Raw genomic sequence first — 24,913 nt, 5'->3', positions numbered from 1 at the left:
AAAGATTTATCCATTAGGAGGTCAACATGAGTTCTTTATTTAGAAAAAAATCTCTCGACCAGCTCATGCTTGAAAGTCAAACAAAGCGGCTCAGCCGTTCGTTAAATACGTTTGATTTAATCTTGCTTGGCATTGGTTGTGTGGTCGGGACTGGAATCTTTGTCATTACGGGGGTTGCTGCGGCAAATGATGCGGGACCTGCGATTATTATATCTTTTATTTTGGCTGCGATTGCATGCGCCCTTGCTGCATTTTGCTACGCTGAATTCTCCTCATCCATTCCTGTGTCAGGCAGCGTTTATACGTATTCCTACGCAACACTTGGAGAATTTCTCGCCTTTTTAATGGGCTGGGATCTCATGCTTGAATATGTCATTGCGCTCTCTGCTGTAGCAAGTGGATGGTCGTCCTATTTTCAATCACTGCTCAGCGGATTTGGCCTGCACATACCGAAGGCTTTATCAGCTGCACCTGGAGCCGCTGACGGGGCCGTCTTTAACCTTCCAGGCGCACTCATTATTTTGCTCATCACCTTTATCGTCTCAAGAGGCGTCAAAGAAAGCACAAAGCTGAATAACATTATTGTGCTGATCAAAATTGCCATCGTCCTTCTCTTTATCATTTCAGGCTTTGCTTACGTCAAACCTGAAAACTGGACACCGTTTATGCCAATGGGATTTGAGGGCGTGATCGCAGGCGCAGCAACAGTCTTTTTTGCTTACCTCGGATTTGATGCAATCGCCAATGCATCGGAGGAGGTCAAAAATCCGCAAAAGGCGATGCCGATTGGGATTATGGGAGCGCTCGGTGTATGTACCATTTTATACATCGGAGTTTCCTTTGTCTTAACAGGCATGGTTCACTATACGAAGCTGAATGTCAGTGATCCTGTTGCATTTGCTCTTCAAGTGGTCGGTCTGAATAGTGTGGCGGGTATCATATCAGCCGGTGCCATTATTGGGATTACAACGGTACTCATTGCCTTGGTCTATGCACAGGTTCGCTTAACCTTTGCGATGAGTCGCGATGGACTTATGCCAAAAGTTTTCTCAAAGGTTCATCCAAAATCACAAACACCTGTTGCCAACACTTGGCTGACAGGGGCAGTCGCAGCATGTATCGTAGGTTTTGTGAATTTATCGACGCTTGCGAATTTAGTCAGTATCGGAACACTTGCAGCCTTTACGGTGATTTCCATTGCGGTCATCATATTGCGAAAAAAACACCCGAATGTTAAAGCAGCGTTTAAAGTGCCATTCGTGCCTGTGCTTCCAATTATCAGCGCGATCATTTGTATCACACTTGCGACAACACTTTCTTGGGTCACATGGAGAGCCTTCCTCATCTGGATCGCCATCGGTGTTGTTGTCTATTTCACCTATGCAAGACGAAAAAGCCATCTCAATGAAACACATTAGAAAAGAGACACGGGGATTCCCGGTCTCTTTTTTTGCTTAAATCACGCTGTTTTTGACTGAATTTGAGTCCACCATATCTGGATCTAGCACGCTTGAAATCGGAATGACAAGCGGTGAACAATCTCCATTGTCCTCACCAAAACCTTGGTTCATTTTCATTGAGAGAAAATAATCAATCTGCTGATAAGGTCCTAGCGTCAGTGATGCACCCCGATCCATTGCATTGATTTTAAAAGCACCGACATTGACGACTGAGGGTGAGAATAACATCACACGTCACTTCCTTTGAATGGGTTTAGCTGCTGGTGAAAAAGAGGCAGGTGAGTCCACTTGATCTCGATCATCTACATGGCTTTTTGTACCGACAAAACCGCTGGCATCTCCAAAATTCTGTCCGTAACCCTGATTTTTTTTATCTGAGTTTTGCCACTCTGCTAACAAATTTTGTCCGACATTCACCGCCGACGCATTTTCAAAGGAATTAATTTTTAACATGAAAATATTAATATTGATATATGGAGTTGGTTGAACCACAGATAAACCTCCTTTTTATAGGTATATGCAAGCACCCATCAAGTATGTTAACGGGAGGTCTTCACATGGACTTCGAAAAAATGAAGCAGTGGATGGATATTGCCCAGCAAATGCATGGAGATGATTTTTGGAAAATGATCTTCGATGATGAGCAAAGATCCCCCTTTATGGCAAACGGTCCATCTCCATTTACATTCACACAGCAGGATCAGCGGGGATCAGATGCGTCGTTTCCTCCAATCGACATGGTGGAAACCCATGCAGAAATTCAATATTTAATTTATTTGCCTGGCTACCGAAAGGAAGATGTTCAGGTGTTATCATATGGTGAATATTTGGTTGTGAAAGGACAGCGTTTTTCCTTTTTTAACGAACAGGACTTTCGCCAAAAGCAAGGGAAGTATGGTCCGTTTGAAAAGAAAATCCGCCTTCCAGAAATGATTCTTGGTCAAATGAATGCTGCCTTTAAAGACGGTGTACTTTACATCCGCCTGCAAAAGGATGAAGGAAAAGCGACGGCTATCATCATAGATGACGAATATTGATACTCACTGCGTCTATTTGATCACGATCATCAATTGTTTCAATTGGCAGGATCGTGATCACGCCATCAGCATTCTGTTCCCCAAAGCCATTGTTTCGTTTGATCGTACTGCAATGATTGCGAACAAACGTCGAGCCAAACGTCATAGATGATCCTGTGCCAATGGAATTCGTTTTCATATGGGCAATGTGAATCTGAGTAGGCAGCATATGCTTCTCCCCTTTCTTGTCATCTCTATAAGTATATACGGGGCAGCTTTTCCATAGACTAGAGTAAGGCGGAAGAAAAGGTTGTGGTCTACTTGAAACATTTCATTCAATCACTCTTTAAAAAAATTGAATCCAATCCATCCGCATCTGTCATTGAGCTAGAAAAAAGACTCGCCGCTCTTGAGCAAAAAATGTCTGCACCAGCTGCTCCTGTCTCAGAGGATACACACATCCATATCGAATCCCTGCGCGTGGACAAAATTGATTACCATTTAGAATTTGGGGAGCTTTCTATTGACCAGCTTCAAGGCAGGCTCAATATTGGGGCAACCTATTACACGCCAAAGGACACATGCATCAAAAAATCAACACAAACACCGAAGCCAAAAGAAACAAAAACACCGGTTGTCTCGATTCGATCAAAGCCTTCATCTTCTTAATGTGCTCGGCTTTTTAGTACAATCGGGGCAGTATCACAAACGATAAGACAAGTCCAAAATAAAAAGCTCCACTTCTCTACAAATCAAAGTAGTGAAATTGAGCTTTTTCCGTTACCTCATTTATTTATTGAATTCATCAATCGGAAGAAATATTCAGATTGATGTGTCTTATTTAGGTTATACCAAGAATGTAAGGCATCTGGTGCAAATACTTCTATTTTTTTCAGCACTTCCATTGCAAATTCTAAAGGAGCTATTCCTGATGCAGTAACTAAATTCGCATCAGATACCGCAGGTGCCAACTCATAGAACTTCTCTCCTTTATAGTTAGGACAAACCATTTTAGTATATTCTAAGTTATTACTTGTATGCCTTCTAGTATTTAAGTATCCCATATTCGCGAGCCCGTCAGTTGCACCACAAATTGCAGCAACAATTGTGCCAAGCTCTAAGGCTTGACCAATTCTTCCCAAGATAGGTTGGTGAATTTTTTCACCCCAAGTCGTCCCTCCTGGTAAAATCAAAAGATCTTTGCTCTCAAGATTACATTCTTCAAGGGAAATATCTGGTTTTATGCTCAAACCTCCCATAGTAGTCTTTATTTCTTTATTAACTCCTACTGTAATTACTCTTAAAGGTGCTAAATCTTTTTTGAAATATCTACCTGAGTTTAGTTCAGCGATTAAATATCCATATTCCCAGTCAGACATCGTATCAAATACATATAGATAAACTTTTTTTGTTTGCATCCAATCACCTTCCATTCACAATTGATATAGCTATTATAAAATAACTTCCCTGACAGTTAACGTCAGGGAAGTTATCATACTTGGTAAAATTTTATTAAATCCGACAAAACTTCAATAACTCTTTTCTTAAGACTAATTGGCTCAACAACTTTAATAGATTTATTGTAAGGTAAAAGTAAATAAGGTACATATGTATGTATCATATCTTTTGGAAGAAGAAAAACTGCTTGATCTGAAGTCCGTTCTTGTAAATAATGTCCTAAAAACCAATGTTGGCAAATATCAGCCAATACATTTTTATCCCCATGAATCACCAAAGAAATAATCTCTTCCTTATCTTCTAAAGTTGGTAGGAGACTGTTTATAAAAAAGTCACGTGCTGAAAAATTTTCTTTCTGGTCAAAATGATTTACTGTCAGCATTAGACTTTCAATTCGATCTACTCTAAAACTACGCATATCATTCCTAAGATGACAAAATCCAATCACATACCACTTATTATTCCAATAGATTATTCTGTATGGATCGACCCACCTATGATGTAATTGCTTTTCTCCACTTTTATTGTAAAGAATTTTCACCGTGTATGCGTCTGCTATGGCCTTTTCCAACTTCTTTAAAGAAGGTTCCAAAGAGATTGAAGGGGTTCGACTTATTACTTCAAGACTAGTTAAATGTTGGTTTACCTTTGTTTCTTGCTCTTGATTTGAGTGTTTACTAAGTTTTGAAATGGCCCTTTTTAGCGCTTCATCTCCATAATATCCGGCTTCTTCTGCAAAAACAGCAGCGTGAAATAGTGAAGTCATCTCCTCAAAATCAAAAAATAGAGGGGCCTCTATAAAATTGTTCAATAAACTATATCCACCGTTATGTCCTGGTTCTGAAATAATAGGTACACCACTCGTTGAAAGTGTATCAATATAACGATACACAGTTCTTATATTCATCTCTAACTTTTCTGAAATTTGTTTTGCAGTTATTTTTTTATCCGAACGAAGCATCCATAAAATGGATAACAAATTGTCTACTTTAGGCATATAATTCCACCTTTATATGAGTTTTATTTCCGATGATATACTTGTGATTTTTGGTATAACTCATCAATTTCTTTCCGATATCTTTCTAATTGAAGCTTTACACAGATTTGTCATTTCACACATTTGATTTACAATTTTATTTTCCTCTTTATAAAGTTTTACTGCATCATGGTATCTCAAGCAGACCTTAAGCATTGGATAATATCACGTTCTAATTGGCTTACACCCGCCATAAATGTAAATTAAGAATTGGCTGTAAGGATTATCTTCTGATATCTAGCTACGTATCTTTTAAGAATTTTAAATTTGTCTTTTTACTGTGAGTAATACAGGGCTAGGTCTGTACCATAAATGATTTCACCTTTTTCTTCAATAGAGGACTTAGATATTATTAATAAAATTGGGTATCCTAAACGATAAATCACAGGTCGTTTTTCTTATCTATTTAGCTAGGTTTCTATGAGAAACTATACAAATCACGACCAATCACTGTAAAATATAGAGGATCTAATCAAAAATTGAGGTGTTTTCATTGTATACGGGTCAAAAAAAATCATTTTGGAAACAGAAAAAAGTCATCATCTCTCTTCTTAGCATCATCATCGTTGCTGCTGCTTTCTTTTTCTTAAAAGATACTCTTTTCTCAAAAGAAAAAGAGGCTTTAAAAGCCGCTCAAAGCTTTACGAAACATATGGAGAAGAAAGACTTTACGAAGCTGGCAGATGAGGTGACAAGTGCATCTTTGAAAGCCAATGACTTTTCAAAAAAACAACTAGCCGAAAAATACGACAATATTTTCAACGGCATTGGTGCTTATGATCTGAACATATCAAAGCTCAACGTTGAAAAACAGGACAAAGGAAATGGGTATCAATTTTCCTATGATGTAACGATGAAAACGTCTCTTGGCAAGCTGCATAAGCTGTCTTACAAGGGCATTCTCTCCGAAGAAGATGACAAGTGGAAAGTGGACTGGAAACCAAATCTCATCTTCCCGCAAATGGAGAAAGGAGATACCATCAAGGTCAAATCAGACCCTGCTGTCCGCGGAAACATTGTCGACCGAAAAGGACGTACTCTGGCAGAAACAACTGGTGGAAACGCCCTTGGCATCATCCCGGGCAAGCTCGGAACAGGAGAAGAAAAAGAACGCAATATCAAAAAAATCAGCAAGGCTTTTGATATAGAGGAAGAACTAATCAACAATCAGCTGAAACAAGCATGGGTCACAGACGACACGTTTGTCCCGCTCAAATCGATGTTAAAACAAAAGCCAATTCCAAAGGACGTCAATGGCGTTACCTATCAATCAAAGGAAATGCGCTACTATCCATATAACAAAGCCGCCGCTCATCTCACCGGATATGTAGGAAAAGCAAATGCGGATGATATCAAAAGAAATCCAGCATTAAAGGCGGATCAAATCATCGGCAAAACCGGCCTTGAATTCACATTTGACAAAAACTTACGCGGACAAGATGGCGGAAGCATTCTCATCGTCCATGATGAAACAGGCATTGAAGAAACATTGCAAAAATCAGCTCGAAAAGATGGAAAAACAGTGAAGCTGACGATTGATGCTTCTTTACAGAAAAAAGCCTATGATCAGCTGAAAGGTGAAAAAGGGGCCGTCACGATCATGAATCCATCATCAGGTGATCTATTAGCACTTGTCAGCACCCCTTCCTACGATGTCAATCTCATGACAAACGGGATTACACCTAAGCAATATCAGGCATACAGTGAAAATCCAGACCTTCCATTCCAAGCTCGATATGCGAGCCGGTATGCACCAGGGTCCACATTCAAAACCATTACAGCCGCCATTGGGCTGGAAACAGGTGTCACAAAGCCTGACAAAGTGCGCACCATTCACGGACTGAAATGGCAAAAGGATCAATCTTGGGGAAATTATCGCATCACCCGGGTTCACGATAAAGAAAAAGTAAATATGGTCGATGCCCTTGTGTACTCAGACAATATTTATTTTGGACAGGAAGCACTCGAAATAGGCAAAGACACCTACGAGAAAAAAGTGAAAACATTTGGATTTGGCGAAGACTTACACATGCCATTTACAATGAAGCCTGCACAAGTATCGAACGATGGCATTCAATCGGATATCTTACTGGCTGACTCGGCGTATGGGCAAGGCGAATTACTCATGTCACCGATTGAACAAGTACATGCCTATTCTCCATTTGCTACAGGAGGCAAGCTTGTCTATCCTCGAGTGATTCAAGATGAAAAAACAGCTTCACCAAAACAAATCATCAAAGAAGGCTCGGCAAACACAGTGAAAGATGCATTGACTAAGGTCGTGACCAGTCCAAACGGAACAGCCCACTCCTTACAAATCGAAGGAGCGGATATTGCCGCTAAAACGGGAACGGCAGAGTTAAAAAGCAAACAAGGTGCAACAGACGGCACCGAAAATGGATTTTTACTTGCGTTTAATCCTAAAAAAGAAGATTACGTCCTCGTCGGCATGATCGAAGGGGTAAAAAACCGCGGCGGCAGTGGGCTTGTCGTTCAAAAAATGAAGCCTGTGATTGCTTCTTTTTACAAATAACTCTTTAGAGACACAAGCTCAATCAAATGCTTGTGTCTCTTTTTTTCTAAATCATGACAATTTGCTATTGTTTTATAGTTCACCTTATGAATAAAATGAGAAGAATGCAAAAATCAGAAAACAGATAAATGAAGGGAGGAAGTCTCATTGGCCATTGCTGCTCGTACAAAGGATAAACCTCAACATTCTGTTACCGGCTCAACGGTTTATCCCATCTTATTGATTATTGGTATTTGTCATATGCTGAACGACACATTACAAGCTGTTATTCCTGCGATGTTCCCTATTTTGGAACGCTCAATGGGGCTGACCTTTACACAATTAGGGCTGATTGCCTTTACATTAAATATGGTCTCCTCCGTGATGCAGCCTGCTATTGGGTGGTACACAGATAAACGGCCGATGCCTTATGCACTTCCGATTGCTTTATTTTCAAGTGCTGTCGGTATATTCGGACTCGCGTTTGCTCCGTCCTTTGCCACCATTCTGCTTTGCGTTGTCTTTATCGGACTCGGCTCTGCGATCTTCCATCCAGAGGGCTCCCGTGTTGCCAACATGGCAGCTGGTCCAAGACGAGGTCTTGCCCAGTCCATCTATCAAGTAGGCGGGAATACAGGTCAAGCCTTTGCTCCGCTTATCGCTGCATTAATGCTCGTCCCGCTCGGTCAGACAGGCGTGGCTTGGTTTACGATTGTTGGAATGTTGGCGGTTGGTTTCCTTCTTTATATTTCAAGATGGTACGCAGGAAGGCTTCAAACCATTCGGGCCCAAGCGAAAAAAACACCTACAAAAGCGGCTAGATCTGATATTCATCGTAAATCAGCACTCATTGCACTTGGCATTATCGTCTTTCTCATCTTTGCCCGCTCTTGGTATGGAAATGCCATTTCGAATTTCTATGCATTTTATGCGATTGAACAATACGGTTTGACGATTAAAGAATCACAGACTTATATCTTCTTATTTCTTATTCTAGGTGCAATTGGGACATTTTTAGGCGGGCCGCTTGCAGACCGCTTTGGCAAGAAAAACGTGATTTTAGTTTCCTTATTGGCATCCTTCCCGCTTGCCCTGCTGCTGCCATTTGCCGGACCGGTTTTTGCTTATGTTTTACTCGGGCTGATTGGGCTCATTTTGACATCAAGCTTCTCTGTTACCGTGGTTTATGCCCAAGAACTATTTCCCGGGAAAATTGGCACAATGTCTGGTTTAACTGTTGGGCTTGCGTTTGGTATGGGTGCAATCGGATCGGTTGCCCTCGGCTCATTCATTGATGCCTTCGGCTTAACGCCTACCATGATCGGTGTTGCCTTTTTACCGATATTAGGCATCCTAGCCTTCCTACTTCCCAGCGACCAAACCATTTCTAAATGGAATGAATCATAAAAAGAAAACCGCTCAATCAATGAGCGGTTTTTCATCTCTCATAAAAATGCGTGTCAGGCACATGCTTCTTCGCAATAAATCCTTGCTTAAATTCTGGAAATACCTTTTGCACCTGCTTAATCTTTTGATGAACCAAGTCGGCATACGGAATATACAAATGATCCACAAGCTTCTGTTCTTTCATATAGTAATACCAATTAAGGTTAAAGGTATTCTCGTCAATGATCGTAAAGGCAGAAAAATGATAGAACAAGAGTGGACATTCGTCGAGATACATATCTCCTTTTACAACTGAAAGCTTGTAGTTTTCAATGTTCCAAATCGCCGCATTGGCTCCTTTAGATGCAACGATATGAACCCCTTCAAAATCATCAACCCATCTTTCCACATACCGCTGATCTCCGTACGTCTTTTTTTCTGTATCCATTTCTACTGTACAATGGGCAAGACAATTTTCTTTCCATTGCGTGACTGCCTGTATGGCAACATCTGTGTTACGACAGCCTACAAACCCTGTATTAAAGCGGCCAGACAACTCATAAAAATGATAGAACCGCTTGGAATTCATATGATCCGTCAAAAATAAATGAGCGCTTGGATTCTCTGCAAAAATCGCCTCCGGATCATGATAAAAATACAAATCCGTATCCAGATGGGCAAGATAATCCGCATCTGAGGACTCAAGAATGTTGAGCAGAAAAGCAGGCTTTAACGTCCAGCAATACTCATGAAACGTTCGATCTTCTTTTGCCTTTCGCAGCGTATCATCTTCAATGTCCTCAAGCTGTTCATATTGAACATGCGGGTGAGGGAACTCCTTTAATACCTTATAAGCCAAAGGGTCTGCACATAAAACGGACAGCTTAAAGGCATGAGCGTTTTGTTCAAGCGAATGAATCAGCGCCAAAAGCTTAAAAACATGGGTATTCGACACAATGGTTGTAAAGTGATAAGACGCCATTTACAACACATCCACTTGGAACAAATCAACGCGCAACAGCTCTTTCGTCAGCCCTTGAATGGCTTCTACAAGCACCATGCAGCCATACTCCTCACGTGCAAGCTGCGCCGCTTCTGCCAGCTTTTTCAAAGGAAAATGCTTGGCTGTCAGCATATCTTTTTTATCCCGCTTGATGCCTACATTCCGCTCTGTGATCAAATGAAGCAGCTCTAAAAAATAGGATAACAGGTCATCAAATGCTGGATTCTCACGCAGCTGCCGAACTTCTTTCACAATATCATTTGTCACAGTGTGAGAAAACGGACCAGAGAAAGCCAAATGGACATCAATGGAATCAATATTGTTATACTTCTCACACATATACAAAATGTTGTATTTGATGTCATCAAATGACGTTAAATTACTTGGATGCTCTTGATGCACACTCATAATATCCTCTCGCAATTCAAAGGAGAGACCAAGCTGATTCAGTCGAATTCCTAAATCATAATCCTCAAATCCATACCGAACGATATTTTCATCAAACATCCCTAGTGCCATGACATGCTTACGTTTAACAGAGGAGTTATTTGTAATAAAAAAGCGCCATGGCAGCTCATAAGAACCTAAATCATAGTGGTACGTTTCCAAAATGTCTTTCAGGATATCAATAAACTCAGACTGCAAATCGAAGCTTTTCTCTAGAAATGCACCATTTTCGACTTCTTCCAATGATAAAAGAGGCGTTTTGTCCTCCATTTTCCGTTTATACAGTCCTTGCTTTTTCAACCGCTTCATATGATCCTTATCAAAAGCTGTGTAAAAATAGCGATAAATCCGCTTCCAGCACACACCGCAAATGACAAGATTCTCCCTGTCAGCATGAGCCTCTGCATGCTTTTGAATAAATCTCGGTTCTGCCAGCATATCACTGTCATGAAAAATGAGCAGATCCCCCTCCGCCTCGCGAATGGCATGATTACGTCCCTTTGCAATCCCTTGATTGACAGGAATGCGCACTTTTTTAAACGGGAAGTTCACCTCAATATTCTCAAGCATTTCCATCGTGCCATCCGTTGAGCCATTATCAGCAACAATGACTTCAAATGGAATATCTGTTTCCTGAAGCGTTAAAGAAAAAAGGCTTCCCTCTAAACGCTCTTTGGCATTATAGCTTGGAATAATGACGCTTACCTTTGGCTTTTCATTCATGCGTCATCCTCCTCCCGTTTGGCATAGCCGTTAAACAGCGGATCGACCTGCTCCACAGATTCAATCACGTGGCGAAGCACTTGCCGATAGGCTTCTTGAAAAAACGGCAGGTCATTTCGTCCTTTTTCATGAATTTGCTGCATCTCATCCTTGCTCACAATCCGAAAGCCGCTGTAATGATAGCAAATGAGCGGGTGCCCATCCTCCAGAAGAATACGTCCATTCTCCTCCCGATAAGAATGCTGCCCATAGTTCCAATGACCAATATTCACGCCTTTTGTCTCAATATCTTCTACTTTGTCAAACAGCCTCGGCATATGATCTAGATATCCTTGATCGCCAAACTTGCCTTCTCCCGGTGCATTTCTACATTCTTTTAAGCATTCTTCTTTCCACCAGCTGAGGCATTTTCGTCCGGCTTCATCTCCTTTAAAATGCAGAAAGCCTGAGTTATAGCGTCCTAAAAGCTTCTGAAGCATCTTCACTTCCTCTGCATCAAAGCTTGGAATGACAATATCCCCTCTCGAAATTAAAACAGAAGCATTCGGCTGATGTTGAAAAATCACCTGAGGGCTCTCATAAAAGAACAAATCCGCATCAAGATAGGTCACGCTCTCTGCCTGCTCCTGTTCAAATAACCACTCAATCCAAATCGGCTTTAAGGTCCAGCAATATTCCGATGCATCCCGTTCCTCTTTTTTCTCCAGCAGCTCTGGTGTTTCGAGCTCCCGTACATGAACAAGATCCACATGCGGAAAATTCATTTGATGAAGCAAATCAAATGCAGCATCATCCATACATAACGTCTTGATGACAGCATCATCTTCTACTTGCTTCAACGATAAGAAAAACGCAATGGCTTGATAAAGTCTTCCACTTGAAAGAACCGTACAATATATGCTGTTCATCTATTTACACCTCTATTTTTGAAAGAATTCGCGGTACCATTCAATCGTCTTCTCTAAGCCTTCATCAATGGAGTAATCAGGCTTCCAATCAAGCAGCTTTCTCGCTTTCTCTGCTGACAAATATTGATGCTTAATTTCATGTGTTCCTTGATTCAAAATACGAGGCTTCAGTTCACTTCCCATTGCCTTTAAAATCTTATCCACAAGCTCTAGCACTGTCAGTTGAATCTCGTTACTAAAGTTAAAGGCTTCTCCCGCCAGCCCTTTTTCCTCCATCTTCTCAGCTAGCAGCAAATAAGCCTTCACTGCATCTTCAATGTAGAAGTAATCACGAATAAATGTCCCGTCACTTCTAATTTCCGGTGCCTTTCCTTCTAACACAAGCTGAATGGTTTGCGGAATGATTCTGTTGAAATTCAAATCCCCGCCTCCATATAAATTACCGCAGCGTGTAATACAAACTGGAAGACCGTATGTGTTGTAGTACGTATGAGAAATGAGATCTGCACAGCTCTTTGAGACATCATACGGATGTTTCCCGTTTAACGGCATGTCTTCATCGTATGGCAGCTGCTCTTGATCACCGTAGGCTTTGTCACTTGATGCCACGATCACTCGTTTGATGAGCGGCTGTCTTCTGCAAGCCTCAAGCACATTCCATGTCCCTAAGATATTCGCTTCAAATGTAGAAACAGGATGTCTGTTCGCGACCCCAACAATGGCTTGGGCAGCCAAATGGAAGACGGTATCAATTTCATATTCTCCTAACGCACGTTCAATTGTCTGCATATCCTCTAAAGCGCCTTGCACCACATTCATTTTTTCAAATTGACTGCCTTGATATAAATTCGACCTAGGCACCTGATCACGCACAAGTCCAGTCACGTTTGCCCCTTGATCAATCAATTCCTTGACGAGATAGCTCCCTAACAGCCCTGTACATCCAGTTACAAATACATTCTTTCCATTCCAAAATCCGCTCATGCTGTCACCAAACCTTCCATGGTTGTTTTCCATCTGTCCACATGTCGTTGATTTCCTTCAGGTTTTTATACGTATCAATTGCTGTCCAAAATCCGTGATGCTCATAAACGGCAAGCTCTCCATCATCCGCCAGGTTTTGAAGAGGCTCTGCTTCAAACACGCATTGATCATCGTCTGTCAAATAATCAAATACCTTTGAAGACAACACAAAAAATCCTCCATTGATCATCCCGATACTGTCTGTCTTCTCAGAGAAGGATTGTGCCATCCCGTTATACACCTTCAGTGTCCCGTACTGGGACTTCTTTTCAATGCCTGTGACAGTCGCAGCTGCTCCAAGATCCTGATGACGTTTCAGCAAATGAAACATATTGATATTAGCCAGTCCATCACCATACGTCATCATAAAGGTCTCATCACCAATGTAATCCTGTGCCTGCTTTAAACGTCCGCCTGTCATCGTATTTTCACCTGTATCTAAAAAGGTGATTTTCCAGTTTTCCGATTTACCTAAAAGCTTCATTTCTCCTGTCGCCATATCGAGCTGCATGCTGTGATGCTGCCAGTCGTAGTTCAGAAAGTACTCTTTGATCTTCTCTCCTTTATATCCAAGCAATAGGATAAATTCGTCTACACCGTAATACTGATAGATTTTCATAATATGCCATAGTATAGGCCGGTCTCCGATCATAGCAAGTGGTTTAGGAAGCGCTTGTGTGACCTCACTCATTCTCGTTCCCTTTCCTCCGCAGAGAATGACTGCTTTCATCTTCTCCCCTCATCTCTCTATGAAGATTTTTGATTAAAACCCTATCTTTATGCGGAAAATCAGTACATGTACCCTCATACTTTGTCCGACATCAGGTTTTGAATCTACTCTATTCATATGTCGAAATGAGAGAGTGTGCCACCTAGCATTTAACTATTTTTACAAATAAAAAAAGAGCGAGATTCATATTCTCGCTCTTCCAAAGTTTAAATTGTATATTTTCAGGGTAGATGGTATGATAAACATGTGCATAATCAGCACAAACAGCCTCTTTCTACAAAGAGACTACTAGATTGAATGAATTCAAGTGGCAGCTTGCTTCATTCTCAATATGAATCACGGAGGTGAATTCCCATGGCACAAAACGTTCTTTGTGAAGTGAACTCTTGCCGTTTTTGGGCTGAAAACAGCTGTACCGCTTCTACCATTAAAATTGGTAAAAACACGATGACTGAAGTGACTCGTAATACTGAAACTGATTGCGAAACATTTGAAACAAAATAACCTATTTTTCTCTGAGATGAAGGAACTGGCAGGTTCCTTCTTTTCTTTTATCATTCTATCAAGAATGATAATTATTATCAAGTGTTTTTCAATAAACATTTCTCGGGAAATAATGACACGATATTTCTCCATTCGTTGACGATTTTCACTCCTTTTTCTATACTCAACATATCCGAAGAAGAAAAAGTGGTGACCAATCAATGGATTTTACGATACGTTTTCTCTCATTCTTTGTCGTGGAAATCGAAGGCAAAGATGAACAAGCAAATAAACGGTTTAAACATTATCAAACACTAGATCAAGAAGAATTTGAACAAAGTGAGCTGAAGGACTTTTTAGACGGTGAGCTGAAAAAAATCGTCAAACGAAAAGTGGACAGACACCCTAAATCTGAACAAGTACCGACCAAAATTGGCCGATTTATTGTAGAACCCGGTCATGAGCTTGATTCAAATCCAAACTACAACCTATTTCATCAAACGAGATTTGCAGATACAAAAGAATTGTTTAATGAATGCAGTGAACAGTTTGTTCGCACATATTTAGATACAAGTGCTGTCAGAGGCGGCGTTTTTTTAGTTGCTTCTGCTGTTCCTAAAAAGTATTTCGATTATTCCTTTGTCTTTATTATGAAATGCGATTTCGAACAAAAAGTGGCTTCTATCGCTGATACATCTACATTGATTAGAAAAGTCGAAATGGCTATTACGACAAAAAACATGAAATCGATTCAATACCCGTTTATGCCAGAAGAGGGAATGACTGAAGAAGCTGAAGTGAAAATTCACCAATCTTCACACGCTCGTTATTTTGAAGACTTTTTGAAGTTCGTCGAATACGGTGAATCCATGCCTGAAATCATGAAATCACAGGTTATGAATATGGTACAGGAACAGGTTTTTGAAACATTACAGGATGAAAGTGAAGAATTAAAGCAGTTTGAAGAGGATCTTGAAATATGGGAAGCGAGTGAAAAGCGAGAAATTAGAGAAACACTCGATACAGAGCAGGTCACACAAGCGGCCTCCCATATTGTTGAACAAACGCCTGATATCACAATGAAAATGCGTCTAGGCGAAACGGAAATCAAAGGTCTTCTAGCAGACTTTGGCCACTCGATCCATATTGCAAAGCTCAACAATCGATATATCGTGCTCGTTGAAGCAGATCAAATCGTCTTCGAAAAAGGAAGCACACCTGTTGAGTTTCATAAACCAAATGGGTTAAAAGAGGTGGTCAGCCAGCTGACGCAAAAAGCCTATGATTCAGATCTAGAATAAAAAAACACGACTGCCTCTTGCATTCAGCGCATGAGGCAGTTTCTTTGTATAACGCTTGATTTATTAAGCTGGATCAGAAGTAACATGCAGCTCCCTGCCTCTTGCCCACATGCTGACAAGCAATAAGCTTATGATGAGCATCAGCCAAAAGACGCTGCTTGATCCAAAAAACTGAATCATCGTATACCCGCACAAGGGTCCTAAAGCCGCTCCCATATCTTGAACAAAGGAATAGCTTGCGAGGAAGCGGTTTTTATCTGTTTGAGCAGACGCTTTTTGAAAAGCAAGCGTATCCGTTAATGTCGTTAAGATTGTTGAGAGCAGCTGGATCAAAAGCAGCATCACAAGAAACCAGCCGCTTACCTTCAGCATGACCGCCAGAAAACTGAGACCTCCAAATGAAAGAAACATCCAGCAAAGCGTTCGTTCCTTCATCACAAGCCCATCAAACCATCTGCCCGTTTTCGGTGCTACAAATGGTTCCCAACCCCATCTGAGCGCTTGAATGATTCCACTTAAAGCCGAAGCTCCGATAACAAAGCCGAACAGAGCAAATTCTCCATGACCGATCCTTGCTTCAATGACATGGCTGAGTGTTGATGCGAATAACCCTTGGATCACAAGTGCGATCAGCATTCCTGTCATTAATACTTTTACAACATCTCGTGCAAGCCACCTCTGTTTGATGACTTGATACACCTGCCCCTCTTCTCCCTTTTCAATCTCATCCAAAGAGACATAAAAAATAATTCCTAGTAATGTGAGTAAACCAAAAACAAGCGTCATGGACTGGAAGCCGATCAGGCTGGCGAATATTCCGCCAAATAACATGCCGAATAAACTGCCAAGCCGGTAAAGCCCATTATAAATGCCCGTATAATGCCCTTGAGAGCTTTCTTCCATCTCAGCAATTAATCTCATTCCACTCATACGCAATAACGTCCATGCCAGCCCCCAAGCGCAGCGGCAAATCAGCAGCAGCCAAAAACCGCTCACACCATAAAGCACTGTGGTCACGGACGCAATCAAAATAGCGATCAATACACCAGTCTTCATTGGGACAAACCGATAAAGCCACCAAACGACAGGTGTTAGCGGAATGCGGATGAATCGGTTAATGGACAGCAGCAGCCCGACCTCCCAAATAGATGATAAACCAACCTCTTTCCAATAGATCGGAAGAACAATATAAAGCATTGAATCCCCAATCAGTGCAAATGCTGTGATAAGTGATATTGACACCACTTGCTTTTGACGATGATCCATTTTCCCTTCCCCCTTCGCTATCTTTACAATAAGGGATGCCTTATAATAAATCTAATGAATGTTTTTGATTAAACCATCAAAATAATTGATAGGTGGTGCAAAGTTGAATTTACATGCCCTTCGGATTTTTGCAAAGGTCGCAGAGACAAAAAGCGTTACACAAACAGCAGACGTGCTATCTTTGACACAGCCAGCTGTGACGGCTCAGCTTAGAAGCATTGAAAGTGAGATCGGTTTCCGTCTTTTTAAACGAAATGGCAGAGGCATTACACTTACGGAAATGGGGAAAATTCTATACCCTTATGCCCGGCAAGTGTTCGAGGCTGAAAAAGAAGTAGAATATCAGATCACGCTTTTACAAAACGGAAAAAAGGGGCGGCTCCGCATCGCTTCTACCTATGTACCACTCAACTTTTTACTGCCAGATTGGCTTGCTGCTTTTAAAACATCTTCACCACAGACAGAAATTGAATTAAAAAGCGGCAACTCCGCTCAAGTTTTAGAGAGCCTGCTTCAATATGAATCAGATGTAGCCATCGCTGTGATCGAGGATTTGCACCATGAGGAGATTCTCACTTCTCATTTAACGAATTTAAGCTATGATTTTATTGTGCCGGCAGACCATCCGTTAAACGGAAAAACCGTCCCGCTGGAGCGCCTGAGTCAGGAGCCTTTTTTGATGCGTGAAGAAGGCAGTTCCACAAGAGATAAACTCTTCTCTCTTTTTACCTCGAAAGGAATCAAAAAACCGACCGTTGATTTACAATTCAGCGGTGTTCATGAAGCGATTCAAATGATCAAAGCTGGATATGGCATCACACTTGTTCCCCGTGATGCGGTTCACGGCAGTCTCAAGCGGCAAGAAATTGGGCGCGTGTACATTGAAGGCATTGAGATCGTCAGACCGGTTGTTGTGTGCAAACGGGCGAATGATCTTGAAGAAAATAGAACCGTGGATGCCTTCCTGCAAATGAAAGGTATCGGTCCATTTACTTCGCCTGCTGCCAATTAAAAAAGTGCCTGCTTCTGAAACAGGCACTTTTTTTCTCTATTCAGCTGGCTGCACGATGTCAAACGGTACAGCTTTTGAGGCTTTCACCAATTGTTCTGGGGTGATGAGGATTTCATTTCCCCATTCGCCTGCCCCAACACCTAATATTTCCTCTTCTAATAACGAAGCCTCAATAATGGTGCGGAATCCTTCTGGCTGCCAGCAAAACGGCGGAATCGAACCAATTCGATAGCCCGTCACTTCAAGAACCTTCTCCGGTGAAGCCATTTTAATATTACGAGAGCCGGCCGCTTTCTTGAGTTTCCCTGACTTAATATGCTGGTCAGCGCCAACCATCACAAGCAGCTGCTCTCCTTCTCCTGTTTCAAAAATCAATGTTTTAATCATTTGTCTTTCACGAAAACCAAGAGCTGCTGCTACATTTGCTGCACCCTTTTCTGTTTCGGCAGAAAATGTTTTGACCTCATATGGGATGCCATGTTTGTCCAAAAAGTCATGTGCCGGTAATTTTTTCAATCGATTGAACCCCTTTCCTTACAATGTCCTTCATTTAGCTTATCACAATCTTCTCATCCTTAAGATGTATTTTTCAATGAAAAACCTCTGGACACACCATCACCATGCTATACTGAACTTGTTTTTGAAAAGGAGCCGGTTTGATATGGGAAACAAGTTTTGGTGTTATACAAGCAGTAAAAGCCTTCTCATGCTGAGTGATATTTTATTTGTGATGACGATCACGTTTGTCATTTATCAAGATACACAATCTGTTGCCTATGCGGCTGTATTTCCGCTGATTAGAACAATATGCCAGCTATTGGCTGGGCTCTTCTCTCCTGTTTTAACCGATTACTTTCAAGCTGGCCGGCTATTGAAATGGGTCCCGCTTTTACGTCTTGGGATGCTCATCGTGTTTACAGCCCAATTTCATTTCTTTCAGCAGCATATGGTCTGGTTGTTTAGTGCGCTTATTTTGATTTCCCTCACAGGCGGGTTCATCAGTCCTTTAATGCAGGCGATCATGCCGATGCTTGTACCAGCAAATCAGCTTGTGAAAGCAAACAGTACAGCCTCCATTTTTCATCAAATGGTTCAAATCGCCGGTTATTCGTTCACTGGAATGCTCGTCCTATGGATCGGGCCGTTTTATTTAATGTGGATCACCTGTGTCATGATTGTGTTGTCTTATCTATTATTCATCCCTGTTTTTCCTCTTCTCAAGCAAGAAGAGACGGTTCGAAAAACAAATAAGATGAACAGCTTCAAAGATGGCTGGACGATCATTTGGAGAAATAAAACGGTGCGCACCCTGACCTTTATGGATGTTTGTGAAAATATTGCGGGTGCTGTGTGGATCGGGGCGATTACGCTTGCCTTTGTCACCCATGATTTAAAGCAAGATGAGGAATGGTGGGGGTTTATCAATGCCGCTTATTATACAGGTGCCATCATAGGCGGGCTCTTAGCTGCATGGATGAGTCAGTTTATTCAAAAACAGCTTCTCCTCTATATGGCAGCTGGTTCATTCATTTATGCAGTGCTGACCATTGTCTATTCACTGAACAGCCTGCAGTGGCTTGCTTTGCTGCTTTGTATTTTGATGGGGCCTGCCTACCAAATCCGAGATGTTTCGCAGCAAACCATTCTTCAAACGGAAACGCCAGTACATGACTTATCAAAGGTGTATTCGGCTCACTACGTCCTTTCTTCAGTATCGGTCGGTTTGTCTATTTTCTTTGTTGGATTGATTGCAGATGTATACGGGGCGAGGTCTGTGTATTTGCTAGGCGGTCTGTTTGTGCTCGTCTGTTCCGGCATTGCCATCCTTGCTTTTATGAAGCAGAAAAAAGAGAGCAGCTGATGTATGCAGCGGCTCTTTTACTTTTCTTTTAACATCGCAAACATGTCACGGGCCATGGCTTCTAAAATATACACAACTGGCGTCTGTGTGGTGATATTGGCTCTGTGGACCCGTTCATCTGTGACGTAGTAGGCAATATTTAAATCTGAAATGCGCGAAATCGTGCAGTGCTGGTTATTCGTAATACTAATGATTGTGCTGCCTTCTCTTTTTAACTTCGAAATATGATCAATCGTAATACTATTCTCCCCTGATACAGACAGCACAATGGTGACACTATTGTCTAAATACTGCATATTCATCGGGAAAAACGGATCGTTGATGTAAAATGAAAATTTCTCAAGACTTGAAAAGTACCTCGCCCCATACTGCGCCAAAATGCCAGAACTGCCAGTCCCAATAAACAGCACATTTTTTGCCTCAGCAATGAGCTTCGCTGCCTCCTTAATTTTCCCCTCAAAGTCTCCCTTCAATGTTCGTTCAATAAATTCATATAGAAAGTGCTGTGTGCTTTTTAAAGAAGGTGTCTGCTCTGATTCTAAATACATTTTGAGCTTCACTTTAAACTCTGAAAAGCCATCACAATTTACTTTTCGGCAAAAGCGAAGGACAGACGAGGTGGATATATGTGCAGCATCTGCAAGGTCTCGAATTCTCATGTACACGACCTTTTCACTGTTTTCCATGATATATCGGTATAAAGCGCTTTCTAGTTCATTAAAGCTGGAAATGACCTCACTTGAAAACATCTGACTTCCCCTTTCTCCAACAACATGTCACAATGTGTTTCTTTTATGTAACAAATCTCTAAATAGGGCACCCTTGCCTAAAGACGCTGAAGTCATTTACGCACGCGATGCTCTCACGATAAGCTATAGATGTACAAAATAAAAAAGACTTTTCTCTATTATAACATTGCGCGTTACATTATTCGGAGGTGCAGAGCATGGCAAAAGGATTAAAGGTTGTCACAATTGGCGGAGGATCAAGCTATACACCAGAGCTTGTAGAAGGATTTATTAAACGATACGATGAATTTCCGATTAGTGAGCTTTGGCTCGTTGATATTGAAGCGGGAAAAGAAAAGCTTGAGATTGTCGGAAATCTTGCAAAACGCATGGTCAAAAAAGCAGGGCTCCCAATCGAGGTTCATTTAACATTAGATCGCAGGAAAGCACTTGTAGATGCTGATTTTGTCACAACACAATTCCGTGTCGGACTTCTTGAAGCACGTATGAAGGATGAACGCATTCCTTTAAAATATGATGTCATTGGTCAAGAAACAAATGGTCCAGGAGGTCTATTCAAAGGACTTCGCACCATTCCTGTCATTCTTGATATTGTCAAAGATATTGAAGAGCTTTGCCCGAATGCATGGCTTGTGAATTTCACAAATCCAGCTGGTATGGTTACTGAAGCCGTTCTTCGTTATTCAAACCATCGCAAAGTCGTTGGTTTATGTAACGTGCCGATCGGCATTCGCATGGGAATCGCCAAAGGGCTTGGTGTCGACGCAAGCAGAGTCGAAGTCAGCTTTGCTGGATTAAACCATATGGTCTTTGGACTCAATGTATTCTTAGACGGCAAAAGCATCATGGATCAAGTCATTGAAGACATGGCTGATCCAAACTCCAGCATGTCAATGAACAACATTCAAGCGATTCCGTGGGATGCTGATTTCTTAAAAGGGCTTGGCGTCATTCCTTGTCCGTATCACCGCTACTACTACAAAACAAGTGATATGCTGGCTGAGGAAAAGAAAGCAGCAGCTAATGAAGGAACTCGTGCTGAAGTCGTTCGCGCATTAGAAAATGATTTGTTCGAGCTTTACAAAGACCCTGATCTCGACATCAAGCCGCCACAGCTTGAAAAACGAGGCGGTGCCTACTACAGTGATGCGGCTTGTAACTTAATTGCATCCATTTATAACGACAAGCATGACATTCAGCCTGTAAACACCATTAATAATGGGGCTATTAGTGACATTCCAAATGATTCTGCGGTTGAACTCAACTGTGTTATCACAAAAGACGGTCCTAAACCAATTGCTGTTGGTGAAATGCCAGTCGCTGTCAAAGGACTCATTTCTCAAATTAAATCCTTTGAACGTGTAGCTGCTGAAGCAGCCGTGACAGGCGATTACAACACAGCTCTTGTCGCAATGACCATCAACCCGCTTGTCCCATCAGATGCCATTGCAAAAAGCATCCTAGATGAAATGCTAGAAGCACACAAAGAATATTTGCCGCAGTTCTTCAATAAAGTAGAAGCATAAAAAGAAGCCGCACTTGTCGAAAGTGCGGTTTTTCTTATTTCGCTGCAAACAGGCGGTCCATCTGAGGGCGATCATAGTCTAATAGCCAGTGCTGTAAGCCTTCATAGACTGGTCTTAAACGCTCTGGATCTGCCGCAATAAGATCACAGCCTCGATCATCATATAAGTGAAAAATCATCTGTTTTGAGAGATTGATAAGATAGATTTCATACCCCAGTTTTCCCTTCAAAATCTGATTTGGTGTAAAAAAATCTTCTTGGCACATCGCATGAAGCAAAGGGCGCAACCGAATATCTCGCAGACGGCAGTTGATTGTAAACCGCTCTACCTTCATGCTCTCTTCTATTTCTGGACGTACATATGTCAAAAGCTCATGACGCAATCGGTAACGCATTTTCCGATTGACATATTTTTGATAAACCAAGAGCTGACGCTTCGTTAATTCATGTTCATGTTCTGTATACACATCCGTTACAAGCAGCATCTCGTCTTCTGGATCAAAAGCATATTTCACAATTTCTAAAGCACGATCTCCAGCTTTTTCTAATACAATCGATTCTTTTCCTAATGACCAATCTGCCACTTCAAAACGAAGCCCAATAGGCCACTCATAAAAAAGCGGCGGCGTGAGGATAAGATGAGGAAAATGACTTTTTAGAAACATATTTGTTTGATCACTCATTTGCTTTCCTTTCACTCGTTTTATTTTTCATTTTACCGTTGAAACATATAGGGAAACAATTGGAAATGAACTGTCATTTCTTATATGATAGAAAGAGATGGAGGTGTGGCCAATTGAAAACATCAAAATGGTTTTTACAAGTGTTCCTTACAGCACTGATCACCATGTGGATACAGGCTGGACTTGATCAAGCGAACATCATACAGATCACCAATGTATGGGTCGATGTCAGCAGCTGGATCCTGATCTTCTTTGTCATCTACGCACTTTTTGAATGGACAGCTCACGTCTTAGCAAAACGGAAAATCGCTCTCCGCTGAACATCTCTTTTCATAGAGATGTTTTTTCTTGAAATTCTTCTTGCACAAGGTCATGAATGACGCCCATTCCTGCCTGGCTTCCAGCTGCTGCTGCGAGAACTAACTGAGCAGGACCGCCTAAATTATCACCACATGCAAAGACTCCACTGACGGTTGTACGTCCAAGAATATCTGTTTCAATACCCGCATTCTTCGTCATTTGACAGCCAAGCTTTTCGGCAAATGGGGCTGACTGCTTGAATTCACTTGCGACAAAACCGCCTTCCCTATTCACTATCTCCCCATTCGCAAGCTGTAGAGAGCGCAGCTGCCCATTGTCATGATCAATCGACACAATTGGCACATCAATGACTTGAATAGAATGTGCCGTCAGAAGCGTCTTGTCCTCTTCAGCCAACACGTGCCCATTCGTAAACACGATCAAATCCTTTGTCCAATTGGAAAGAAGCTTAGCCATATGCAAGGCTCGCTGATTCTCTGCAATGAGGGCAAGTGCTTTGTCCTTTAATTCCCATCCATCACAGAAAGGACAGCTAAACAACGTTTTTCCGTACACATTATGAATTCCTTCGATCTCTGGCAGTATATCCTGAAGACCTGTTGCTAAGATGATTTTTTTCGCTTCGAATGCATCCCCCTCGTGTGTTAGTAACGTAAAGCTTTCCTCTTTCTTTTGTATATCAACAATTCGACTTCGTTTGATTTGGATATGAGGATATTTTTGAAGATCTGCCTCTCCGGCTTGTCTAATCTCAAATGGTGTCATTCCATCGTTTGTAATAAATCCATGTGATTCCTGCGTCACTCGATTTCTTGGCAGCTCATCATCAAATACAACGACCTGCTTTCTGCCTCTTCCTACAACAAGTGCTGCACTTAATCCGGCTGGCCCGCCTCCGATAATGGCACAATCTAATAACATCTCAATCTCTCCTTTTTTATTAAAGACTTTAAAGACTCTTAATATCTATAATCAGTTCAAAAAAATCACACGTTTAAAAATGGATTTTTTTCTGTTTGCTCAAGTTGGTTCGCAATATCAATTAACCGTTTTTGACTTAATGTCTCCTGCATTTTCGTTTCAACATCCTGCATAACTTGTTCAATCAAACAGCCATCATGAGGCATGAAGGAGTCATGCTCTAAAGAGCAGCGAAATAAATTCGTTTGTCCTTCTACAGCCTGAATGACATCTAAAAAAGAAATGTCTTCCTTTCGTTTAATAAGGGTGTATCCTCCCTTTGCACCAGGTGTTGATTCAATCAGTCCCGCCTTCACAAGCTTTGTTAAAATTTTGGACAGATAGGTTGGTGAAAGGTCTTGTATCTTAGCAAGAGGCTCAACGCCAATCGCTCTACCCTTTGGCGCAAGAGTTAAAAACACCATCGTATGCAGCGCATAGTTGGTTGCTTTAGAATATTTCATGAGGAAACTCCTTTCTATCTATTATAGACCTTTTATATCTGTAATTGATCATAGATGATTCAAGAGAAAAAAGCAAGAGTTGTGAATCTGCTCCACTTTTCATTCCACATTTCACATTTCCTTCCGATAATAGAAGTAAGCACGAAATAAAGTTTTGATTGAGAACGAGAAGGAGTGAAGAAAAATGTCAGATCAGCAGCACAATGCAGCACACGAAGAAGAAGAGGAATTTAACGTATACGACATGCTTCCGCCGGCAGGTACAATCATCGGAGAAGCAACAGAAGAAGAAATGGAAGCCGCAGCAGCACTTGAAGTGAGACACGTCGCGTTCATGCGCCTTCAAGATATGTTCATTCGATTTGATGGCTCGTCTTACAAAGACTTATTAAAAGACTTCCAAGAATTCGAATTGGATTCCACAAAATTCTGGAGAGCCATTGCTAGACGACTTCAAATCCCATACGAATGGCCAATCCGAATCGACCACGCTAACGGCCCTATTTATATTGGTGAAACAGAGGATAGCCGTGAGGTTGAGGAGAGCGCAGAGTAAGGAATAGCGGCCCCCTTTTGGTAAGGGAGC

The 24,913-nt window shown here is 41.5% G+C and carries 28 protein-coding genes and 1 pseudogene; 12 read left to right on the top strand and 17 right to left on the bottom strand.

Annotation, left to right across the window (positions count from 1 at the left end; translation table 11 throughout):
- The first annotated feature begins 26 nt into the window (after window positions 1-26).
- Window positions 27-1,418, top strand: coding sequence for an amino acid permease (locus tag MHB69_RS03540; protein ID WP_024426650.1), 1,392 nt, complete (start codon window positions 27-29; stop codon window positions 1,416-1,418).
- 36 nt (window positions 1,419-1,454) lie between these two features.
- Here the strand turns inward: MHB69_RS03540 and MHB69_RS03535 are convergent, their stop codons facing one another.
- Window positions 1,455-1,688, bottom strand: a complete 234-nt coding sequence (locus MHB69_RS03535; RefSeq protein WP_034282744.1) for a hypothetical protein — start codon at window positions 1,686-1,688, stop codon at window positions 1,455-1,457.
- Between the two features lie 6 nt (window positions 1,689-1,694).
- Window positions 1,695-1,952: a hypothetical protein gene (locus MHB69_RS03530; protein ID WP_003213975.1), complete on the bottom strand. Its 258-nt coding sequence runs from the start codon at window positions 1,950-1,952 to the stop codon at window positions 1,695-1,697.
- 65 nt (window positions 1,953-2,017) lie between these two features.
- On the opposite strand from MHB69_RS03530, the gene MHB69_RS03525 reads away from it, so the two are divergent.
- Window positions 2,018-2,497: an Hsp20/alpha crystallin family protein gene (locus MHB69_RS03525; RefSeq protein ID WP_024424582.1), complete on the top strand. Its 480-nt coding sequence runs from the start codon at window positions 2,018-2,020 to the stop codon at window positions 2,495-2,497.
- Here MHB69_RS03525 and MHB69_RS03520 read toward each other — a convergent pair.
- On the bottom strand, window positions 2,478-2,705 hold the full coding sequence (locus MHB69_RS03520) for a hypothetical protein (RefSeq protein ID WP_039177063.1): 228 nt from the start codon (window positions 2,703-2,705) through the stop codon (window positions 2,478-2,480). The two genes, MHB69_RS03525 and MHB69_RS03520, sit on opposite strands and share 20 nt — an antisense overlap.
- Window positions 2,706-2,797: 92 nt before the next feature.
- Between MHB69_RS03520 and MHB69_RS03515 the strand changes: the two genes are divergently transcribed.
- Window positions 2,798-3,145: a hypothetical protein gene (locus tag MHB69_RS03515; RefSeq protein WP_342496011.1), complete on the top strand. Its 348-nt coding sequence runs from the start codon at window positions 2,798-2,800 to the stop codon at window positions 3,143-3,145.
- Between the two features lie 116 nt (window positions 3,146-3,261).
- Here the strand turns inward: MHB69_RS03515 and MHB69_RS03510 are convergent, their stop codons facing one another.
- The 3 genes and pseudogenes from MHB69_RS03510 to MHB69_RS03500 all read right to left on the bottom strand — a co-directional run.
- Window positions 3,262-3,894 (bottom strand): type 1 glutamine amidotransferase family protein, encoded by a 633-nt coding sequence (locus tag MHB69_RS03510; RefSeq protein WP_034282747.1) that lies wholly within the window; start codon window positions 3,892-3,894, stop codon window positions 3,262-3,264.
- Window positions 3,895-3,968: 74 nt separating this feature from the next.
- Window positions 3,969-4,931, bottom strand: coding sequence for a YafY family protein (locus tag MHB69_RS03505; RefSeq protein ID WP_041116138.1), 963 nt, complete (start codon window positions 4,929-4,931; stop codon window positions 3,969-3,971).
- A gap of 63 nt (window positions 4,932-4,994) precedes the next feature.
- Window positions 4,995-5,247 (bottom strand): annotated as a pseudogene (locus MHB69_RS03500) (recombinase family protein); the annotation flags it as partial.
- A gap of 216 nt (window positions 5,248-5,463) precedes the next feature.
- Between MHB69_RS03500 and MHB69_RS03495 the strand changes: the two are divergent.
- Both MHB69_RS03495 and MHB69_RS03490 read left to right on the top strand, forming a co-directional pair.
- Window positions 5,464-7,503, top strand: a complete 2,040-nt coding sequence (locus MHB69_RS03495) for a penicillin-binding transpeptidase domain-containing protein (RefSeq protein ID WP_065215105.1) — start codon at window positions 5,464-5,466, stop codon at window positions 7,501-7,503.
- A 147-nt stretch (window positions 7,504-7,650) separates the two neighbouring features.
- Window positions 7,651-8,889 (top strand): MFS transporter, encoded by a 1,239-nt coding sequence (locus MHB69_RS03490; protein WP_034282755.1) that lies wholly within the window; start codon window positions 7,651-7,653, stop codon window positions 8,887-8,889.
- A 31-nt stretch (window positions 8,890-8,920) separates the two neighbouring features.
- Here MHB69_RS03490 and MHB69_RS03485 read toward each other — a convergent pair whose 3' ends face one another.
- Genes MHB69_RS03485 through rfbF form a run of 5 tightly spaced genes read right to left on the bottom strand, consistent with a single transcriptional unit; the run spans window position 8,921 to window position 13,702 of the window.
- A complete protein-coding gene (locus MHB69_RS03485) occupies window positions 8,921-9,850 on the bottom strand; it encodes a putative nucleotide-diphospho-sugar transferase (RefSeq protein WP_046314059.1) in 930 nt (309 codons plus the stop codon).
- Window positions 9,851-11,041, bottom strand: a complete 1,191-nt coding sequence (locus MHB69_RS03480; protein ID WP_326135387.1) for a glycosyltransferase family 2 protein — start codon at window positions 11,039-11,041, stop codon at window positions 9,851-9,853. It lies immediately after the preceding gene.
- Window positions 11,038-11,949 carry a putative nucleotide-diphospho-sugar transferase gene (locus tag MHB69_RS03475; protein ID WP_342496010.1) on the bottom strand — a complete coding sequence of 304 codons (912 nt, stop codon included), beginning with the start codon at window positions 11,947-11,949 and terminating at the stop codon, window positions 11,038-11,040. The genes MHB69_RS03480 and MHB69_RS03475 overlap by 4 nt, the downstream gene beginning before the upstream one ends.
- A 12-nt stretch (window positions 11,950-11,961) precedes the next feature.
- Complete coding sequence (locus MHB69_RS03470; protein WP_025092661.1) at window positions 11,962-12,933, bottom strand: GDP-mannose 4,6-dehydratase; 972 nt, start codon at window positions 12,931-12,933, stop codon at window positions 11,962-11,964.
- A 4-nt stretch (window positions 12,934-12,937) separates the two neighbouring features.
- Window positions 12,938-13,702: a glucose-1-phosphate cytidylyltransferase gene (gene rfbF / locus MHB69_RS03465; RefSeq protein WP_034282763.1), complete on the bottom strand. Its 765-nt coding sequence runs from the start codon at window positions 13,700-13,702 to the stop codon at window positions 12,938-12,940.
- 354 nt (window positions 13,703-14,056) lie between these two features.
- Between rfbF and MHB69_RS03460 the strand changes: the two genes are divergently transcribed.
- On the top strand, window positions 14,057-14,206 hold the full coding sequence (locus MHB69_RS03460; protein ID WP_072367870.1) for a DUF1540 domain-containing protein: 150 nt from the start codon (window positions 14,057-14,059) through the stop codon (window positions 14,204-14,206).
- Window positions 14,207-14,406: 200 nt separating this feature from the next.
- Complete coding sequence (locus tag MHB69_RS03455) at window positions 14,407-15,486, top strand: DUF3900 domain-containing protein (RefSeq protein ID WP_342496009.1); 1,080 nt, start codon at window positions 14,407-14,409, stop codon at window positions 15,484-15,486.
- A 63-nt stretch (window positions 15,487-15,549) separates the two neighbouring features.
- On the opposite strand, the gene MHB69_RS03450 is transcribed toward MHB69_RS03455, so the two are convergent.
- A complete protein-coding gene (locus tag MHB69_RS03450; RefSeq protein WP_125587235.1) occupies window positions 15,550-16,752 on the bottom strand; it encodes an MFS transporter in 1,203 nt (400 codons plus the stop codon).
- 103 nt (window positions 16,753-16,855) lie between these two features.
- On the opposite strand from MHB69_RS03450, the gene MHB69_RS03445 reads away from it, so the two are divergent.
- Window positions 16,856-17,764 (top strand): LysR family transcriptional regulator, encoded by a 909-nt coding sequence (locus MHB69_RS03445; protein WP_024426663.1) that lies wholly within the window; start codon window positions 16,856-16,858, stop codon window positions 17,762-17,764.
- Between the two features lie 36 nt (window positions 17,765-17,800).
- Here MHB69_RS03445 and MHB69_RS03440 read toward each other — a convergent pair whose 3' ends face one another.
- Window positions 17,801-18,280, bottom strand: coding sequence for a YbaK/EbsC family protein (locus MHB69_RS03440; RefSeq protein ID WP_024426664.1), 480 nt, complete (start codon window positions 18,278-18,280; stop codon window positions 17,801-17,803).
- Between the two features lie 145 nt (window positions 18,281-18,425).
- Between MHB69_RS03440 and MHB69_RS03435 the strand changes: the two genes are divergently transcribed.
- Entirely contained in the window at window positions 18,426-19,625 is a 1,200-nt protein-coding gene (locus MHB69_RS03435) for an MFS transporter (protein ID WP_342496008.1), read from the top strand.
- 17 nt (window positions 19,626-19,642) lie between these two features.
- Here MHB69_RS03435 and MHB69_RS03430 read toward each other — a convergent pair whose 3' ends face one another.
- Window positions 19,643-20,374 (bottom strand): MurR/RpiR family transcriptional regulator, encoded by a 732-nt coding sequence (locus tag MHB69_RS03430; RefSeq protein ID WP_034282778.1) that lies wholly within the window; start codon window positions 20,372-20,374, stop codon window positions 19,643-19,645.
- Window positions 20,375-20,571: 197 nt separating this feature from the next.
- On the opposite strand from MHB69_RS03430, the gene MHB69_RS03425 reads away from it, so the two are divergent.
- Complete coding sequence (locus tag MHB69_RS03425) at window positions 20,572-21,900, top strand: 6-phospho-beta-glucosidase (protein ID WP_024424565.1); 1,329 nt, start codon at window positions 20,572-20,574, stop codon at window positions 21,898-21,900.
- Window positions 21,901-21,934: 34 nt separating this feature from the next.
- Here MHB69_RS03425 and MHB69_RS03420 read toward each other — a convergent pair whose 3' ends face one another.
- Window positions 21,935-22,582 (bottom strand): DUF3885 domain-containing protein, encoded by a 648-nt coding sequence (locus tag MHB69_RS03420; protein WP_342496007.1) that lies wholly within the window; start codon window positions 22,580-22,582, stop codon window positions 21,935-21,937.
- Between the two features lie 113 nt (window positions 22,583-22,695).
- Between MHB69_RS03420 and MHB69_RS03415 the strand changes: the two genes are divergently transcribed.
- The gene (locus MHB69_RS03415) at window positions 22,696-22,902 is read left to right on the top strand and encodes a hypothetical protein (RefSeq protein WP_034282782.1); all 207 of its coding nucleotides are present in this window, start codon (window positions 22,696-22,698) and stop codon (window positions 22,900-22,902) included.
- Between the two features lie 10 nt (window positions 22,903-22,912).
- Here MHB69_RS03415 and MHB69_RS03410 read toward each other — a convergent pair whose 3' ends face one another.
- Window positions 22,913-23,824 carry an NAD(P)/FAD-dependent oxidoreductase gene (locus MHB69_RS03410; protein ID WP_342496006.1) on the bottom strand — a complete coding sequence of 304 codons (912 nt, stop codon included), beginning with the start codon at window positions 23,822-23,824 and terminating at the stop codon, window positions 22,913-22,915.
- 65 nt (window positions 23,825-23,889) lie between these two features.
- Entirely contained in the window at window positions 23,890-24,327 is a 438-nt protein-coding gene (locus MHB69_RS03405; protein ID WP_342496005.1) for an Rrf2 family transcriptional regulator, read from the bottom strand.
- Window positions 24,328-24,511: 184 nt separating this feature from the next.
- Between MHB69_RS03405 and MHB69_RS03400 the strand changes: the two genes are divergently transcribed.
- Window positions 24,512-24,883: a hypothetical protein gene (locus tag MHB69_RS03400; protein WP_101676679.1), complete on the top strand. Its 372-nt coding sequence runs from the start codon at window positions 24,512-24,514 to the stop codon at window positions 24,881-24,883.
- The last annotated feature ends 30 nt before the right edge of the window (window positions 24,884-24,913 follow it).

The sequence above is a fragment of the Bacillus sp. FSL K6-0994 genome, assembly GCF_038630815.1.
GTDB lineage: Bacteria > Bacillota > Bacilli > Bacillales > Bacillaceae > Bacillus > Bacillus safensis.
Note: the sequence above shows the minus strand (reverse complement) of the source record. Positions and strands in the feature narration are given on the sequence as shown.

Bases quoted from the DNA above. Each gene is read 5' to 3' on its own strand.
- MHB69_RS03540 (WP_024426650.1), top strand. From the start codon at position 27: ATGAGTTCTTTATTTAGAAAAAAATCTCTCGACCAGCTCATGCTTGAA.
- MHB69_RS03535 (WP_034282744.1), bottom strand. From the start codon at position 1,688: ATGTTATTCTCACCCTCAGTCGTCAATGTCGGTGCTTTTAAAATCAAT.
- MHB69_RS03525 (WP_024424582.1), top strand. From the start codon at position 2,018: ATGGACTTCGAAAAAATGAAGCAGTGGATGGATATTGCCCAGCAAATG.
- MHB69_RS03520 (WP_039177063.1), bottom strand. From the start codon at position 2,705: ATGCTGCCTACTCAGATTCACATTGCCCATATGAAAACGAATTCCATT.
- MHB69_RS03510 (WP_034282747.1), bottom strand. From the start codon at position 3,894: ATGCAAACAAAAAAAGTTTATCTATATGTATTTGATACGATGTCTGAC.
- MHB69_RS03505 (WP_041116138.1), bottom strand. From the start codon at position 4,931: ATGCCTAAAGTAGACAATTTGTTATCCATTTTATGGATGCTTCGTTCG.
- MHB69_RS03485 (WP_046314059.1), bottom strand. From the start codon at position 9,850: ATGGCGTCTTATCACTTTACAACCATTGTGTCGAATACCCATGTTTTT.
- MHB69_RS03480 (WP_326135387.1), bottom strand. From the start codon at position 11,041: ATGAATGAAAAGCCAAAGGTAAGCGTCATTATTCCAAGCTATAATGCC.
- MHB69_RS03475 (WP_342496010.1), bottom strand. From the start codon at position 11,949: ATGAACAGCATATATTGTACGGTTCTTTCAAGTGGAAGACTTTATCAA.
- MHB69_RS03470 (WP_025092661.1), bottom strand. From the start codon at position 12,933: ATGAGCGGATTTTGGAATGGAAAGAATGTATTTGTAACTGGATGTACA.
- rfbF (WP_034282763.1), bottom strand. From the start codon at position 13,702: ATGAAAGCAGTCATTCTCTGCGGAGGAAAGGGAACGAGAATGAGTGAG.
- MHB69_RS03460 (WP_072367870.1), top strand. From the start codon at position 14,057: ATGGCACAAAACGTTCTTTGTGAAGTGAACTCTTGCCGTTTTTGGGCT.
- MHB69_RS03455 (WP_342496009.1), top strand. From the start codon at position 14,407: ATGGATTTTACGATACGTTTTCTCTCATTCTTTGTCGTGGAAATCGAA.
- MHB69_RS03450 (WP_125587235.1), bottom strand. From the start codon at position 16,752: ATGGATCATCGTCAAAAGCAAGTGGTGTCAATATCACTTATCACAGCA.
- MHB69_RS03435 (WP_342496008.1), top strand. From the start codon at position 18,426: ATGGGAAACAAGTTTTGGTGTTATACAAGCAGTAAAAGCCTTCTCATG.
- MHB69_RS03430 (WP_034282778.1), bottom strand. From the start codon at position 20,374: ATGTTTTCAAGTGAGGTCATTTCCAGCTTTAATGAACTAGAAAGCGCT.
- MHB69_RS03425 (WP_024424565.1), top strand. From the start codon at position 20,572: ATGGCAAAAGGATTAAAGGTTGTCACAATTGGCGGAGGATCAAGCTAT.
- MHB69_RS03420 (WP_342496007.1), bottom strand. From the start codon at position 22,582: ATGAGTGATCAAACAAATATGTTTCTAAAAAGTCATTTTCCTCATCTT.
- MHB69_RS03410 (WP_342496006.1), bottom strand. From the start codon at position 23,824: ATGTTATTAGATTGTGCCATTATCGGAGGCGGGCCAGCCGGATTAAGT.
- MHB69_RS03405 (WP_342496005.1), bottom strand. From the start codon at position 24,327: ATGAAATATTCTAAAGCAACCAACTATGCGCTGCATACGATGGTGTTT.
- MHB69_RS03400 (WP_101676679.1), top strand. From the start codon at position 24,512: ATGTCAGATCAGCAGCACAATGCAGCACACGAAGAAGAAGAGGAATTT.